Source organism: Streptomyces qaidamensis (genome assembly GCF_001611795.1).
GTDB classification, from domain to species: Bacteria; Actinomycetota; Actinomycetes; order Streptomycetales; family Streptomycetaceae; genus Streptomyces; species Streptomyces qaidamensis.
In genome coordinates this window covers 5,316,830-5,330,798 of the sequence record NZ_CP015098.1, presented here as the reverse complement: position 1 = coordinate 5,330,798, position 13,969 = coordinate 5,316,830, and the positions used below count along the sequence as shown (strand labels likewise).

Below are 13,969 nucleotides of genomic sequence, written 5' to 3'. Positions count from 1 at the left end.
GCCCCTCAGTCCCATTCCAGGCCGCCGCGCCGCCATACGTACGCGTACGCGACGAAGACGGTGAGCACGAAGAGCAGCATCTCCACGAGCCCGAAGATCCCCAGGGCGTCGAAGGTGACGGCCCAGGGGTAGAGGAAGACGATCTCGATATCGAAAATGATGAAGAGCATCGCCGTCAGGTAGTACTTGATCGGGAAACGCCCGCCGCCGGCCGGCGTGGGGGTCGGCTCGATGCCGCACTCGTAGGCCTCGAGCTTGGCGCGGTTGTACCGCTTGGGCCCGATCAACGTGGCCATGACCACGGAGAAGATCGCAAAGCCTGCCCCGAGGGCTCCCAGTACGAGGATGGGCGCATAAGCGTTCACCGCTCCTCGCTCCTCTCAGTCGGCACTGACTGCTGGCGGATTGCATCGGGCTCACCTCCGCCCCACCTGTCCCTCGAACCCCGCCCGCCCCGGCGAAGATCGGGAACATGTGAAGCAGGTCACAAGCCCAACCGCGTGCATCTTATGCCCGACGCTCTGTGATCTGCGACACGGGGTATTGCACAAGCTTTGTGATCTCCACCACCTGACGATCGATCATGAAGTCGGATGAGCGGTGATCTTCACACGCGAAGCGTCCGTGTGATCACGAGAGGTGACATTTTGGCTCGTCAGCGCAGGCCGGAGGGGTCGTCTCAATATCAAGATGGTTCTCTTGCATGCAAATTGGCGATGGACTTGATCTCTTGATAGAGGCCCGTTCACACATCAGAGGGCGTGTGGGGCGAGGTGTGGACGCGTGCACGCGTTCACGATCTTCGCGAGCCCGTGACCCGGCCGTGATCTCCACACCGGGACGCGACCTCCGGGCCAACCGTTCCGTGATCCCCGTCACACAGGTGAGAGATCCATGAGAACGGGGCTTGGCCAATCAACCCAACCGATGGTAGGCGCGGGGCAATTCGGGCGTATTGATCAAACACCGTGATCACAGGCCGGTCACGGTGCGCCCGCAATGTCCGTTACGGCGTCAATAAAGGGCCTCGTTCGGGGGTTTTGAGCGCCCGATTGAGTAACTGTGGCGCAGCACACGTTTCTTGAAGATATGAAGGAGCCCCTGGTACCGGTTATTCCCATGTCCCACACCGCTCACATACGCAGCCACCGGAAACCCCGCCGCAGCGCGACCTCATCGATCGCCCTGCGCGCCGGCGTTGCCGGTGGCGTTCTCAGCATGGCGGCGGCTGGTGCGTCGGCCTCGGCGAGCGCCGCCGAGCCGGTGACGCAGACCATCGAACTGCCCACCCTGACGGCCGACCTGTCCGCTCAGGTCGCCCAGTCCGCGGCCGCCACCCAGCAGGCCGCCGCGAACTACGAACTGCGCGCCGAGCGTGACGCCGCCGCCGCCAAGGCCGCGACGGAGGCCAAGAAGGACCTCGCCGAGGCGAAGAAGAAGGCGGAGGCCAAGAAGGAGGCCGCCGAGGCCGCCCGCAAGGCCGCCGCCGAGCGTGCCAACCGCAGCACCGAGCGCGCCACCCTGTCCGCCTCCGCCTCCACGTCCGCCTCCACGTCGGTGTCGGCGCCCGCCAGCGGCAGCGTCGCGACGGTCATCGCGTTCCTCAAGGCCCAGGTGGGCGACGCCTACGTCATGGGCGCCACCGGTCCCAACGCCTGGGACTGCTCCTCCCTCGTGCAGGCCGCGTACAAGCAGGTCGGTGTGGACCTGCCGCGTGTCTCGCAGGACCAGTCGATGGCCGGCACGGACGTCCCGCTGTCCAGCGTCCAGGTCGGCGACATCCTGTACTGGGGCGGCAAGGGCTCCGCGTACCACGTGGGTGTCTACATCGGGAACGGCCAGTACCTGGACGCGGCCAACCCGTCCAAGGGCGTCGTCATCCAGGACCTGTCGGGCTACCCGGCGTCGGGCGCGGTCCGCGTCCTCTGACGTCACACGCCGTCCGGCACATCCGCTGACACGGGCTAGAGGGCCGCTGCCACCACGAGGCAACGGCCCTCCCGGCCTGTCCGGGGTCCCTCGCCCCGAATCCCCTCGGCCCGCCTCCGAGTCGCTCAAGGGGCCCTCAGGGCCCTTCCAGGGCCCACCGGGCCCGGCGGCCCGCCCCTGCACTCCCGCCACTCCGCCATCACGCGCCCGAATTTTCCCGGATTGGCGCGGTGTTGACGCCGACGTCCCCGCGTGGCCGGACCACTCCTGGGACCGGCCCGGGTGTTCTGTCGTGATGAGGGCCGAAGGGGCGGGGAGGGAATGCCGGAAGCCGACTCGTACCCGCGGCTCGCTCCCGAGACCCGGCAGGGCACGGTCCGGGGACCACCGAAGCCGGCGAAGAGGTCCTGCACAAGCCGTGCCGGACGTCACCGGGAGCCGGTCCGGGCCTCGCCGCGCTCATCGCCGACATGTTCCCCGGCCATGCGCAGGAGGCTCCTCGACGAGGCGGAGGGCTGCCTCTCCGCGCCGGGCGCCACCACGGACGTGCCGCGTCCGGACCGCGCCGTGGTGCGCGGCTTCTTCCGGGACGGCGAGCGGCTCGTGATCGAGGTCACCGGCTGCTTCGCCCCCTGCCTCGCGCACGAGGCCGATCACTGCGACGGGCGGCTCTACCTGGACCGGCTCTCCGCACGGGAGCGGAAGGCCGCGCTGCGGCGGACGGCGGACCGGCGGGACGGGGTGCTCGCACGCCGGGCCGCCGGCATCGCGGCGAACGCGTGATCAGGCCTTCGGGGCCACCCTGCTCAGCCCGTTGATGATGCGGTCCATCGCGTCGCCGCCCGTCGGGTCGGTGAGGTTCGCGAGGAGCTTCAGGGTGAACTTCATCAGCATCGGGTGCGTGAGACCGCGCTGGGCGGCGATCTGCATGACCTTCGGGTTTCCGATGAGCTTCACGAAGGCACGGCCGAGCGTGTAGTAGCCGCCGTAGGTGTCCTTCAGGACGCGCGGATAGCGCTGGAGGGCCAGTTCGCGGCTCGCGGGGGTCGGCCGGGCGTGGGCCTGGACGATGACGTCGGCGGCGATCTGGCCGGACTCCATGGCGTAGGCGATGCCCTCGCCGTTGAAGGGGTTCACCAGGCCGCCGGCGTCACCGACGAGCAGCAGGCCCTTGGTGTAGTGCGGCTGGCGGTTGAAGGCCATGGGGAGCGCGGCGCCGCGGATCGGGCCGGTCATGTTGTCCGGGGTGTAGCCCCAGTCCTCCGGCATGGACGCGCACCAGGCCTTCAGGACCTCGCGCCAGTCCAGCTCCTTGAAGGAGTCGGAGGTGTTGAGGACGCCGAGACCGACGTTCGACGTGCCGTCGCCCATGCCGAAGATCCAGCCGTAGCCGGGCAGCAGGCGGTCCTCGGCGCCGCGGCGGTCCCAGAGCTCCAGCCAGGACTCCAGGTAGTCGTCCTCGTGGCGCGGGCTGGTGAAGTACGTGCGCACCGCAACGCCCATCGGGCGGTCCTCGCGGCGGTGCAGGCCCATTGCCAGGGAAAGCCGGGTGGAGTTGCCGTCGGCGGCCACGACGAGCGGCGCCCGGAAGGTGACCTCGCGCTTCTCCTCGCCGAGCTTGGCGTGCACCCCGGTGATACGGCCCGTGCGCTCGTCCAGGATCGGCGCGCCCACGTTGCACCGCTCGAAGAGCCGGGCACCGGCTTTCTGGGCGTTCCGGGCGAGCTGCTCGTCGAAGTCGTCGCGCTTGCGGACGAGGCCGTAGTCGGGGAAGGAGGCGAGATCCGGCCAGTCGAGCTGGAGGCGCACCCCGCCGCCGATGATGCGCAGGCCCTTGTTGCGCAGCCAGCCTGCCTCCTCCGAGATGTCGATGCCCATCGCCACGAGTTGCTTGACGGCACGCGGGGTGAGGCCGTCGCCGCAGACCTTCTCGCGGGGGAACTCCGTCTTCTCCAGCAGGAGGACGTCGAGTCCGGCCTTGGCGAGGTGGTAGGCGGTGGTGGAGCCGGCCGGCCCCGCGCCCACGACGATCACATCGGCGGTGTTCTCGGAGAGGGGCTCGGTCACGACGGTCACGGCGGGATCTCCCCAAGTTCGTCAATCTTGCGTGCCGACCGGCACTGGACATGGGCAGTCTATGCAGCAGCATTCATCACCCGGCTGAAGGGCTGCCTCCGTGAACCGAGTTCTCCCCGCTGTGCGGCTTCGCGTCCCCACCCACGAGGACGCGGTCGTCTGACACCGGATCTTCGACGACCCGGACGTCATGGAGTTCCAGGGCGGCCGGGCCGCGGAGCTCTCGGTCTACGAGGAGCTCACCGCCCGCCAGCGCCGGCACGACGCCGAACTGGGCTTCTGCCTGTGGACCGTGCTGGACGGTTCGGGGCAGGTCATCGGCTTCACCGGCGCCCAGCCGTGGGAGCGGGCCTGGGGCCCGGCCGGGGAGATCGAGATCGGCTGGCGGCTGGGCCGGGAGCACTGGGGCAAGGGCTACGTCACCGCGGCCGCGCGGCAGACGCTGGAGCGGATGCGGGCGAGTGGCGTCCCGGGCGTCGTCGCGATGGTCGACGCCCGCAACAGCCGGTCCATCGCGGTGACCCAGCGCCTCGGGATGCGCCTCGCCGAGACCTTCACCACCCCGGCCTCGCAGCGGGCGGGTCACTGCTACCGGCTCGACCTCCAGCGAGCTGACGCAGCGTAGTCGACTGTCACAGAAAGACATCTGTCGCTTCCGGCCGGTGCGGGGCGGGAGTTACCCTTCCTGTACCGCTGGGGGTGACATCTGTGCACATTTCCCGCAAGACACCCGAAGTGCGCGTTCCGCGTCTGGTCGGCCTGATGGCCGTGGACGCACGGGAGACGGCCCGGGCGCAGGGCCTCCTCCTCACCGCGCCGGACCGGCCCGAGCTCGCTCTCGTCGTCGTCGACTACGTCGTACGCCAGTACCCGCAGCCCGGTGCCGAGGTGCCGCGGGACTCGATGGTCTACGTGTGGTTCGACTTCGGCCCCGGTGAGGGCGGCGGGGGCGTGCACGAACCGCGGATCCCGCGGCCGCCCCGAGGCGGTCTCCAGCGCGAGCTGGACCAACCGGGCGACCCCCACATGGTCCTCAGCTCGCCGTAGGGTCAGCTCGCCTTGAAGCCCCGGTGCAGGGCGACGATCCCGCCGCTCAGGTTGCGCCAGGCCACCCGCGACCAGCCGGCCTTGCCCAGCCGCTCGGCCAGCGCGGGCTGGTCGGGCCAGGAGCGGATGGACTCGGCGAGGTAGACGTAGGCATCGGGGTTGGAGGACACCGCCCGGGCGACCGGCGGCAGGGCGCGCATCAGGTACTCGGTGTAGACCGTGCGGAACGGCGCCCACGTCGGGTGCGAGAACTCGCAGATCACGATCCGCCCGCCCGGCCGGGCCACCCGCAGCATCTCGCGCAGGGCGGCGTCCGTGTCCTGCACGTTGCGCAGCCCGAAGGAGATGGTGACGGCGTCGAAGGTGTCGTCCTTGAACGGGAGCCGCGTCGCGTCGCCGGCGGTGTACGGCAGCCAGGGCCGGCGCTGCTTGCCGACCTGGAGCATGCCCTGCGAGAAGTCGCACGGGACGACGTAGGCGCCGGTCTGCGCGAAGGGCAGCGAGGAGGTTCCCGTGCCCGCGGCCAGGTCGAGGATCTTCTGCGCGGGGCGCGCGTCGACCGCCTTGGCGACCTCCTTGCGCCATCGCCGGTCCTGGCCGAGGGACAGCACGTCGTTGGTCAGGTCGTACCGTTCCGCCACGTCGTCGAACATAGAGGCGACTTCGTGCGGCTGCTTGTCCAGGGATGCGCGGGTCACGGGCCCATTCTTGCAGCACCCCCTCCGTGCAGGAGCCGCGGCTGCTTGCGTGCCGCCCTGGATGTGCGCCCCGGGTTTCCCGGGAAGGCCCGCCGATCTCGCCGCGCGCCACCGCCTCCGTGAGACGTTCGCTGCCGGGAAACGTACTTTCTGTCCGACCCTCAGATCGCACGAGAACGGGAGCGCACGTCATGAGGAGTTTCCGGAAACCGGCGGCGGCCGGGCTGGGCTGTCTGTTCGCCCTCGCCACCGCCGCATGCTCCGGGCAGGGCGACGCGGCGCCTCCGGCCTCAGAGGCCCCCACACCCGCCACGTCCCCCACGGCGACGGCCGCGGCCGGCACCTCCTACGCCCCGTACCTCAGCGCCACCGAGGCCGCCGGCACCGACTCGGCCGGCTCCCCCACGACGTACAACCTGGCGTTCGTCATAGCCGACGGCGACGACTGCACGCCGCGCTGGAACGGCACGCACGCCATGGGGGACGCGAAGGTCGCCTCCCGGATCGCGAAGCTCAAGGAGGGCGGCGGCCGGGTCCGGGTCTCCTTCGGCGGTGCCTCCGGGAAGGAACTCGCGGTGAACTGCGGCAGCGCCGCCCGGCTGGCGGCGGCGTACGGCCAGGCCCTCGACGCGGCCGGCGCCACCCTGGCCGACTTCGACATCGAGGGCGACGAGCTGTCCGACTCCGCCTCGATCGCGCTGCGTTCGGAGGCGATCGCGCGGTTGCAGGAGGAACGGGCCGACCTGGAGGTCTCGTTCACCCTGCCGGTGATGCCGTCCGGGCTCGACGAGGACGGCCTCGCCCTGCTCGCCTCCGCCAACGACACGGGCGTCCAGGTCTCCACCGTCAACCTCATGACGATGAACTACGGCTCCGCGTACGACGGTGACATGGGCGGCTACGCCCGCACGGCCGCGAAGGCCGCGCACACCCAGCTGAAGAAGGTCTTCGGCACCTCGGACACGACCGCCTGGCAGGGCATGGCGCTCACCTCGATGATCGGCGTCAACGACGTCGCGAACGAGACCTTCACCCTCGCGGACGCCACCGAGGTGCGGGCGTTCGCCGAGGAGAAGGGCATCGCCTGGGTGTCGATGTGGTCGACGGCCCGGGACCGGCAGTGCGCGGACGGCTCCAAGCCGACCGAGGCGGCGACGGATTGCAGCGGTGTGACGCAGGGGCCGGGGGCGTTCGGGAAGGCCTTCGCGGGCTGAGCCGGCCATGGGCCAGGGGGCCCGGGTCAGCGGGCCCGGTACACCAGCCGGCCGGCCAGCACGGTCGCCACGCAGGTCACCGCGCCGCGCTCGCGCAGGGCCGCTTCGTCGGGCACGTCGAACACGGCCAGGTCGGCCCGGCCGCCGACGGTCAACGGGCCGTGGACCGTACCGGGGAGGTCGTACCCCTCGGCGAACGGGTCGAGGTCGGGCCGCTCGCCCAGCAGCGTGCCGGGAGCCCCCGTGGTCCCCACGACGGTCAGCCCGGAACGGGCGACGGCCGTGGCCACCAGGGGATCGCGGAAACGGGCGCCGGGTGAGGCGACCGTCGTCGTGCCGTACCTCAGCATCCGCTGCACACCGCGCCGCACACTGCCCGACCAGCGGGTCTCGGTGAGCTCGCCCAGGGCGGTCAGCCGCTCGCCCCACAGGGGCTGTTCGCCCAGCTCATCGGCTTCGCGCGGGTCCGGGTGGTAGCAGTGGCGCAGCAGCCGCAGCGGGTGCCACTGGCGCAGACCCGGGGTGAGCACGCCGGGCCAGCGCCGCACCCGCGCGCCCGGCGCGTCTTCGGCGACCTCGTCGTAGGGCCCCACGGCCGTGATCCGGTCGCCGTCGACCACGACGGCGCCGTCCACGACGGGTGCGTCCATGCCGGGATCCGCGCCCGCCGGGAGGACCAGCGGGGCGGCGTGGATCGTCAGCACGACCGGGTCAGTTGGGGGCCAGCAGCTTCAGCTCGGGGTGAGCCGTGCCGCCCTCGATGGCCGTCGAGGAGATGTGCGAGACCACGCGGTCGTCGACCGGGTCGTTCGCCGGGTCGTCGTGGACGACGAGGTGCTCGTAGGTGGTCGCGCGCTGGGCGGGCACCCGGCCCGCCTTCCGGATCAGGTCGATGATCTCCATCCGGTTCGACCGGTGCTTGGCACCGGCCGACGACACCACGTTCTCCTCCAGCATGATCGAGCCGAGGTCGTCGGCGCCGTAGTGCAGCGAGAGCTGCCCGACCTCCTTGCCCGTGGTCAGCCAGGAGCCCTGGATGTGGGCGATGTTGTCCATGAACAGCCGCGCGATGGCGATCATCCGCAGGTACTCGAAGAGCGTCGCCTGCGTGCGGCCCTTCAGGTGGTTGTTCTCGGGCTGGTAGGTGTACGGGATGAAGGCGCGGAAGCCGCCCGTACGGTCCTGGACCTCGCGGATCATCCGCAGGTGCTCGATGCGCTCGGCGTTGGTCTCGCCGGTGCCCATGAGCATGGTGGAGGTGGACTCCACGCCCAGGTTGTGCGCGATCTCCATGATCTCCAGCCAGCGCTCGCCGGACTCCTTCAGCGGGGCGATGGCCTTGCGGGGCCGCTCGGGCAGCAGCTCGGCGCCGGCACCGGCGAAGGAGTCGAGGCCGGCGGCGTGGATGCGCTGGATGGCCTCCTCCACGCTCACCTTGGAGATCCGGGCCATGTGCTCGACCTCGGACGCCCCCAGGCTGTGGATGACCAGCTGCGGGAATTCCTTCTTGATCGCGGCGAAGTGCTTCTCGTAGTACTCGACGCCGTAGTCCGGGTGGTGGCCACCCTGGAACATGATCTGCGTGCCGCCCAGTTCGACGGTCTCCGCGCAGCGGCGGAGGATGTCGTCCAGGTCGCGCGTCCAGCCCTTGTCCTTGGCCTTCGGCGGGGCGTAGAAGGCGCAGAACTTGCACGCCGTGACGCACACGTTCGTGTAGTTGATGTTGCGCTCGATGATGTACGTCGCGATGTGCTCGGTCCCGGCGTACCTGCGGCGGCGTACGGCGTCGGCGGCGGTGCCCAGCGCGTGCAGCGGTGCGTCCCGGTACAGCACGAGTGCCTCGTCCGGGGTGATCCGCCCACCGGCGGCTGCACGGTCGAGGATGGGCTGAAGGTCGGCCTTCTCGGTCACCGGGCGTCCCTTTCGTAAGGGTTGTGGACGGACCAGCCCAGCGTACGCCAGGGGTTCTGCGGGCCGGACGTCAGGCCGTGGGGGCGGGATGGGCGTAGGGGGCGGGCGGGGTGCTCGGGGCCGAGAGGCGCTGCGGCTTGTGGCGCCGGGCGAACCACAGCACGATCGCGGCGTAGAGCAGGTCGGCGACGATGGCGGTGAGGGCCAGCGACCAGGGCGCGTCGGCCGCGGTCTCGTCCGACGACAGCCCGTCGACGACCGCGGCGGAGACTCCGAAGGCCAGCAGGTTGTTCAGGACGTGCAGGGCGATGGCCGCTTCCAGTCCGCCGGTGCGGATCGTGAGCAGTCCGGCCACCAGGCCGTTCACCAGCAGACCGAGGAAGCCCCACCGGGTGCCCCAGCCGTGGGCCGCGGCGAACAGCACGGCCTGCGGGATCACGGCGAACCACGGGGAGCGCACGAACGCCCCGACCGCCTGGAGCAGCCAGCCGCGGAAGACGTACTCCTCGGCCGCGGCCTGCAGCGGGACGAGGACGGCCAGCACGGCCAGGGCCGTGAGGAAGGAGCGCCAGCCCACCCATGTGTCGGACTCGCCCGAGTCGCCCGGCAGGAAGAAGGCCGTCACCGTGAGCAGGAGGATGGGCAGCAGCCCGGCCAGCAGACACCGCCCGAGCCAGCCGATCCGCAGCCGCCCCGTGACGGACGTGACGGTGCCGACGGGCCGTCTCGCCGGCCACAGCGTGGCCAGCAGCACCAGGGGCAGGGCTATCGCGATCGACACGAGATCCATCGCCGTGTTCCCGAGCGGCCCCAAGTCGGCACCGCCGTCGGGGAGTTCCGGCGCGCCGAGCGCCGTGCCGAGGCCGAAGCTGAATGCCAGCAGCACGAGGAGACCGAAGAAGTAGGCAACGGCCAGTAACAGGGTGCCGACCCAGGCCCGCCACCAGCGGTGACGCCCTGTGGTGCGGTCCTGGCGGTGGTAGGGCTGGCCGGTGGGGTCGACGGGAGGAACGGTGGGGTACGGCGGCGGGATGGTGGGGTACGGCGTGAGGGCGGCGGGGTAGGGGGGCGGGCCGGTGGGCTGCGAGGTCGGGCCCGTGGGGTGGGCGGTCGGGCCCGTGGGGTGGGCGGTCGGGCCGGTGGGGTTCTGGGATGGGTTTGTCATGATCAGCATCATGGCAGTGCCGATTGCGTGGATCACAGGAGTTCCGCCCGTCCCCTGCCCTGGTGTCAGGCCGTGTACGCGCCCACCAGAAGCCCCAGCAACGCCCCCGTGATCAGGAACGGGCCGAACGGGATGGCTGTTTTGCGGGTGGCCCGGCGGGTGATGACGAGCGCCGCGCCGTACAGGGCGCCCAGGAGGAAGCCGGCGAAGGTACCGAGCATGACCGTCGGCCAGCCGTACCAGCCGAGGGCGGCCCCCGTGCCGAGGGCGAGTTTGACGTCGCCGAAGCCCATGCCCGCGGGGTTGATGAGAAACAGGACGAAGTAGCCGCCGCCCAGGGCGAGGGAGCCGAGCAGGGCGGTGGTCCAGTGGCCCGCGTGTTCGGGGACGAGGGCGGTGAGGCCCAGCAGGGCCAGGGCCGCAGCGGCGAAGGGCAGGGTGAGCGGGTCGGGCAGCCGCCGTACGCGGAAGTCGACGACCGTCAGCAGGACGCCGACCGGGGCGAGCAGCAGCCAGACCCCGAGCTCGGGGCGGGTGCCGGTCGCGGCGGCGAGGACGGCGCAGACCAGGGCGGTGGCGATCACCAGGGGCGTCGTACGCGGCCCGTATCCGGGCTCCGCACACGCTCGGCACACCGCCCGCCCCAGCCAGCCCCCGAGAGCGTGCCCCCCGGGGCACTCCCCCCGCCAGGCTTCCCCCGAGGGCGCCGAGAACCGGTAGGCCGCCCGCGGCAGCAGCGCTCCCGCCGCCGCACCCCACAGCACGGCGGCGAGGACCAGCAGCCCGGTGCTCATCCCACCGCGGCGATCGCGTCACGCCACGTCGGCAGCAGCTCGTCGAGCAGTGCCTCCGTGCGCGGCGGCAGCCCACGGGCCCCGCTGCGGCCGATGAGGTCGGTGGCGAGGGCGGTCAGCCGGTCCGTGTCGCCGGTGGCGTGAGTGGCGCGCAGCAGCTCGTGCCACAGCCGCTCGTCGGCCGGAGCGGTGCGCAGGGCCGCGTTGAGTGCCTCGATGGCCTTCTCCGCGCGGTTCTTCTCCATGTGGAACTCGCACAGCGCGAGCCCCGTGTCCGCGACGAGCAGCGGCAGCTGGGCGTCCACGATCTCGTGCGTGAGCCACCGGTAACGCCCCTCGGGCCGGTCTGCGAGCAGCGGCCCGCGCACCAGCACCAGCGCGTCGGTGAGCAGCCGCCCGCGCACGGCCCGGCTGTCGACGCCCTTGCCCTGCGTGGCCTCGTGGTACAGGGACCGCAGCACGTCCAGGTCGGAGACGACCGTCTTGGCGAGCGTGAGCCGGCCGGAGCTGTCGGTGGCCAGGCGCGGCGTGCCGTCGGGGTCGGCGCCGAGCCAGTCGTGCAGCCGGTCGAGCAGCGCGCTGCGCACGTCGTCGGTGACGCCGCGCGGCCACAGCGCGGAGGACAGCACCCGCGGGTGCACGCCCTCGCGGTGCAGGAGCAGCAGGGCGAGAGCCTCGTGCAGCAGTGCGCTGCGCTCCCCGTCCGGGTTGTCCAGGCCGATGATCTCGTACGGCCCGACCAGCCGGGCGTACACGGCCGGCCGGCCCTGCTCGCTGATGTCGACGAGGAACGGCGGGGTGGTCGCGGGCCCGTCGGTGTCGCGCTCCGGGTCGGCCTCGACGAACAGCTCGACCACGGCCCGCTGCTGGGCGGCGGGCAGCAGCTGCGCGTCGAGTTCGAGCCCGAGGAGCGGCGCGAGCAGCTTGCCCTGGCCGGTGATCTCCATCTCCCAGGCGGCGCCCGGCAGATCACCGGTCTCGGTGCCGACGAGGTAGCCGATGCCGAGGCGGCCGGCGTCGGCGGCGAGTTCGGCGAGTTTGACGGCGTCCTCCGCGGACGGCTGCGCGGCGAGCAGGACCAGGTGCGGGGCCCAACGGGTGTGCTGCGCGGGCCCGGTGCGGCCCGTGAGGACGGAATCGTGCCCGGCGGCACCGAGCGCCCCCCGCCGCTGCCGCGTCTCGGCCTCCATGGTCTCGACGAGCGCCTCGACGTCCTCCAGATGCCGGATGCGGTTCGGGGCGAGCAGGGTGAGGTCCTCCCCGAAGCCGACGAGCGTGATGGTCATGCGGTCCGACCACCCATTGGTCGCCAACTCGGCCGCCACGGACGCGAAGACGGCGGCCCGGTCGGCCTCCCGGCCGCTCAGCGAGACGATGCCGGGCACGGCCTCCAGGTTGAGCAGCAGCCGCGAGTCGTCCATGGTGCCGAGGCTGACCAGGCCCGGGTAGGGCGCGGCCGTGTCGACGTCCTCGTAGCGCTCGGCGTCGGTCCGGGACAGCATCCAGAACGTCTGGTCCTGGCCCTGCTGCCAGGGGGCCGGGGGCTTCCCGGCGGGCTGGGCGAGCTGGAGGTGCAGGTCGCCGTTGCTGAGCCAGGCCGCGTACACGACCGGCAGCGCGCGCGACTCCTCGGTGAGGGAGGCGGCGAGCCCGCGCAGGCTCCGGTCGAGCAGCCGTACGCCCTCGGGGTCGGCGCCGACGAGCAGCGCGTCCTGGACATCCTGCGCGTCACCGGTCGGCGTGGGCGGCTCCATGCCGCGCCGCCCGCCGACGGACCCGAACGCCGACTGCCACAGCGCCTGCCGGCGCCGCCGTCCCAGGGCGCCGAGGAGACCGGCGGCGAGGAGGGGCGCGGCGAGGAGGGCTTCGGGGAGACCGAAGGAACTGTCGGACTCGGCGCCGACGGCGGTGGCCTGCTGTTGCCCGGTGCCGTGGGCGGGGCGCTGCTGATCGGGTACGGACACCTGGGTGGCGCCGCCGCCTTGGGCGTGGCCGCTGCCGCCCTGGGCGCCGCCTGCGCCTTGTGCATGGTCGCCGGTCTGGGCGTAGTCGCTGATCTGCTGCTGCACGTCGGGCGACACGTTGGGTGCCTCGTCGGGCATCTCGACGAGGTCGCCGCCGCGGGCGTCGCCCGGCATCTCCATGATCCAGCCGGGCCGGATGAGACTGGCCTCGGAGAGCTTGGACCCGTCCGGCTGCACGCGGTCCTTGTTGAGCTCGAAGATCTCCTTGTAGCGACGCCCGTCACCGAGGTGCCGTTGGGCTATCTCCCACAGGGAGTCGTGGTGACGTCCCTCGGGCGGCTGGATCCGGTAGAACTTCGTGTCGCCCTGCTGGGCGGTGCTGCCGCCGGCGTCGGCGTGGGCGGCGGCGTGCGAGGCCTGCTCGGCGAGCGCGGCCGCGGCGCCGGAGGCCTGCTCCTGCTGCTGGGCGAAGAGGCCCGGGGTGGCCTGGGCGGCCGCGACGGTCGGCTTCTGGTTGGCGTCGTAGCTGTTCCCGAGCTGCGACAGCCCGGGCGTGAAGCTGGCGGCGGTGGCGCCGACCAGCAGCAGCGCGGCGACGAGCTGCCGCGCGAGCAACTGACTCGGCCCCCCACCCGGCACCCGCCCCGGCACGCCGACACCCGAGAGCGCAGCCTTCATCTCCACGAGCACGCACGCCGTGAACTGCGCCCACGCCAGCCACACGATGACGGTGAGGATGTTCAGGAACGTGTGAACGGTGATCTCTTGCTGCAGCCAGTCGAGACTCGGCACCCCGTCGGGCAGCGGCCACCCGATCTGCGTGGCCAGCGCGCCCGGCACACCGACGAGCAGCACGGCCAGGGCGACGAAGGCGAGGAACGCCTTGACGAAGTCCCCGAACGACCGCCGCCGGATCCGCACCGGTTGCGGGGTCCGGTTCCTGGGAGCGGCCGTGGTTCCCGTCGCTCCCGTCGTACTTCCCGTCGAGCTTGACGAGCTTGAGGTGCGGCGTCGCGGCATGGCGGGTGTCCTGGGGTCGTGTGTGGAGTGGGGTGAGGCCGAGCTCGGGGTGAGGGGTGTGCTGAGCCTACAGAGATCTTATGGACTCTCCTCGGGGTCGTCGAAGGGCGGATCGAAAGATCCCCGCGGTCGTCCGATTTGCCCCCGAAGT

Annotated in this window: 12 protein-coding genes and 1 pseudogene; 5 read left to right on the top strand and 8 right to left on the bottom strand. The window is 71.6% G+C overall.

Annotated features, from left to right (window positions below; genetic code table 11):
• Positions 1 to 5: 5 nt before the first annotated feature.
• The gene (locus A4E84_RS23705) at positions 6 to 365 is read right to left on the bottom strand and encodes an NADH-quinone oxidoreductase subunit A (RefSeq protein WP_003974383.1); all 360 of its coding nucleotides are present in this window, start codon (positions 363 to 365) and stop codon (positions 6 to 8) included.
• Positions 366 to 1,089: 724 nt separating this feature from the next.
• Here A4E84_RS23705 and A4E84_RS23700 point away from each other — a divergent pair.
• Positions 1,090 to 1,929 carry a C40 family peptidase gene (locus A4E84_RS23700; protein WP_062928512.1) on the top strand — a complete coding sequence of 280 codons (840 nt, stop codon included), beginning with the start codon at positions 1,090 to 1,092 and terminating at the stop codon, positions 1,927 to 1,929.
• Positions 1,930 to 2,250: 321 nt separating this feature from the next.
• Positions 2,251 to 2,712 (top strand): annotated as a pseudogene (locus A4E84_RS23695) (peptide deformylase).
• On the opposite strand, the gene A4E84_RS23690 reads toward A4E84_RS23695, so the two are convergent.
• The gene (locus A4E84_RS23690; RefSeq protein ID WP_030839958.1) at positions 2,713 to 4,005 is read right to left on the bottom strand and encodes a geranylgeranyl reductase family protein; all 1,293 of its coding nucleotides are present in this window, start codon (positions 4,003 to 4,005) and stop codon (positions 2,713 to 2,715) included.
• A gap of 190 nt (positions 4,006 to 4,195) precedes the next feature.
• Between A4E84_RS23690 and A4E84_RS23685 the strand changes: the two genes are divergently transcribed.
• Entirely contained in the window at positions 4,196 to 4,630 is a 435-nt protein-coding gene (locus A4E84_RS23685) for a GNAT family N-acetyltransferase (RefSeq protein ID WP_237304989.1), read from the top strand.
• A gap of 110 nt (positions 4,631 to 4,740) precedes the next feature.
• A complete protein-coding gene (locus A4E84_RS23680) occupies positions 4,741 to 5,052 on the top strand; it encodes a PASTA domain-containing protein (RefSeq protein WP_062931576.1) in 312 nt (103 codons plus the stop codon).
• A 2-nt stretch (positions 5,053 to 5,054) separates the two neighbouring features.
• Here A4E84_RS23680 and A4E84_RS23675 read toward each other — a convergent pair whose 3' ends face one another.
• Positions 5,055 to 5,750 (bottom strand): demethylmenaquinone methyltransferase, encoded by a 696-nt coding sequence (locus A4E84_RS23675; RefSeq protein WP_062928511.1) that lies wholly within the window; start codon positions 5,748 to 5,750, stop codon positions 5,055 to 5,057.
• Positions 5,751 to 5,941: 191 nt separating this feature from the next.
• Here A4E84_RS23675 and A4E84_RS23670 point away from each other — a divergent pair, with 191 nt between their 5' ends.
• On the top strand, positions 5,942 to 6,964 hold the full coding sequence (locus A4E84_RS23670) for a chitinase (RefSeq protein WP_062928510.1): 1,023 nt from the start codon (positions 5,942 to 5,944) through the stop codon (positions 6,962 to 6,964).
• 26 nt (positions 6,965 to 6,990) lie between these two features.
• On the opposite strand, the gene A4E84_RS23665 is transcribed toward A4E84_RS23670, so the two are convergent.
• The 5 genes from A4E84_RS23665 to A4E84_RS23645 form a co-directional block, all read right to left on the bottom strand.
• Positions 6,991 to 7,668 (bottom strand): imidazolonepropionase-like domain-containing protein, encoded by a 678-nt coding sequence (locus A4E84_RS23665; protein WP_062928509.1) that lies wholly within the window; start codon positions 7,666 to 7,668, stop codon positions 6,991 to 6,993.
• 7 nt (positions 7,669 to 7,675) lie between these two features.
• Complete coding sequence (gene mqnC, locus A4E84_RS23660) at positions 7,676 to 8,875, bottom strand: cyclic dehypoxanthinyl futalosine synthase (RefSeq protein ID WP_062928508.1); 1,200 nt, start codon at positions 8,873 to 8,875, stop codon at positions 7,676 to 7,678.
• Positions 8,876 to 8,945: 70 nt separating this feature from the next.
• Positions 8,946 to 10,040 carry a CPBP family intramembrane glutamic endopeptidase gene (locus A4E84_RS23655; RefSeq protein ID WP_237304988.1) on the bottom strand — a complete coding sequence of 365 codons (1,095 nt, stop codon included), beginning with the start codon at positions 10,038 to 10,040 and terminating at the stop codon, positions 8,946 to 8,948.
• A gap of 65 nt (positions 10,041 to 10,105) precedes the next feature.
• Positions 10,106 to 10,834 carry a prepilin peptidase gene (locus A4E84_RS23650; protein WP_062928507.1) on the bottom strand — a complete coding sequence of 243 codons (729 nt, stop codon included), beginning with the start codon at positions 10,832 to 10,834 and terminating at the stop codon, positions 10,106 to 10,108.
• Positions 10,831 to 13,818, bottom strand: a complete 2,988-nt coding sequence (locus A4E84_RS23645) for a BTAD domain-containing putative transcriptional regulator (protein WP_079129088.1) — start codon at positions 13,816 to 13,818, stop codon at positions 10,831 to 10,833. Before A4E84_RS23645 ends, A4E84_RS23650 begins: the two co-directional genes overlap by 4 nt.
• Positions 13,819 to 13,969 lie beyond the last annotated feature (151 nt).

What these genes read in the sequence shown, in the direction of transcription:
- A4E84_RS23645 (WP_079129088.1), bottom strand. Translation starts at nt 13,818, where the DNA reads ATGCCGCGACGCCGCACCTCAAGCTCGTCAAGCTCGACGGGAAGTACG.
- A4E84_RS23685 (WP_237304989.1), top strand. Translation starts at nt 4,196, where the DNA reads ATGGAGTTCCAGGGCGGCCGGGCCGCGGAGCTCTCGGTCTACGAGGAG.
- A4E84_RS23650 (WP_062928507.1), bottom strand. Translation starts at nt 10,834, where the DNA reads ATGAGCACCGGGCTGCTGGTCCTCGCCGCCGTGCTGTGGGGTGCGGCG.
- A4E84_RS23700 (WP_062928512.1), top strand. Translation starts at nt 1,090, where the DNA reads ATGAAGGAGCCCCTGGTACCGGTTATTCCCATGTCCCACACCGCTCAC.
- A4E84_RS23670 (WP_062928510.1), top strand. Translation starts at nt 5,942, where the DNA reads ATGAGGAGTTTCCGGAAACCGGCGGCGGCCGGGCTGGGCTGTCTGTTC.
- A4E84_RS23655 (WP_237304988.1), bottom strand. Translation starts at nt 10,040, where the DNA reads ATGACAAACCCATCCCAGAACCCCACCGGCCCGACCGCCCACCCCACG.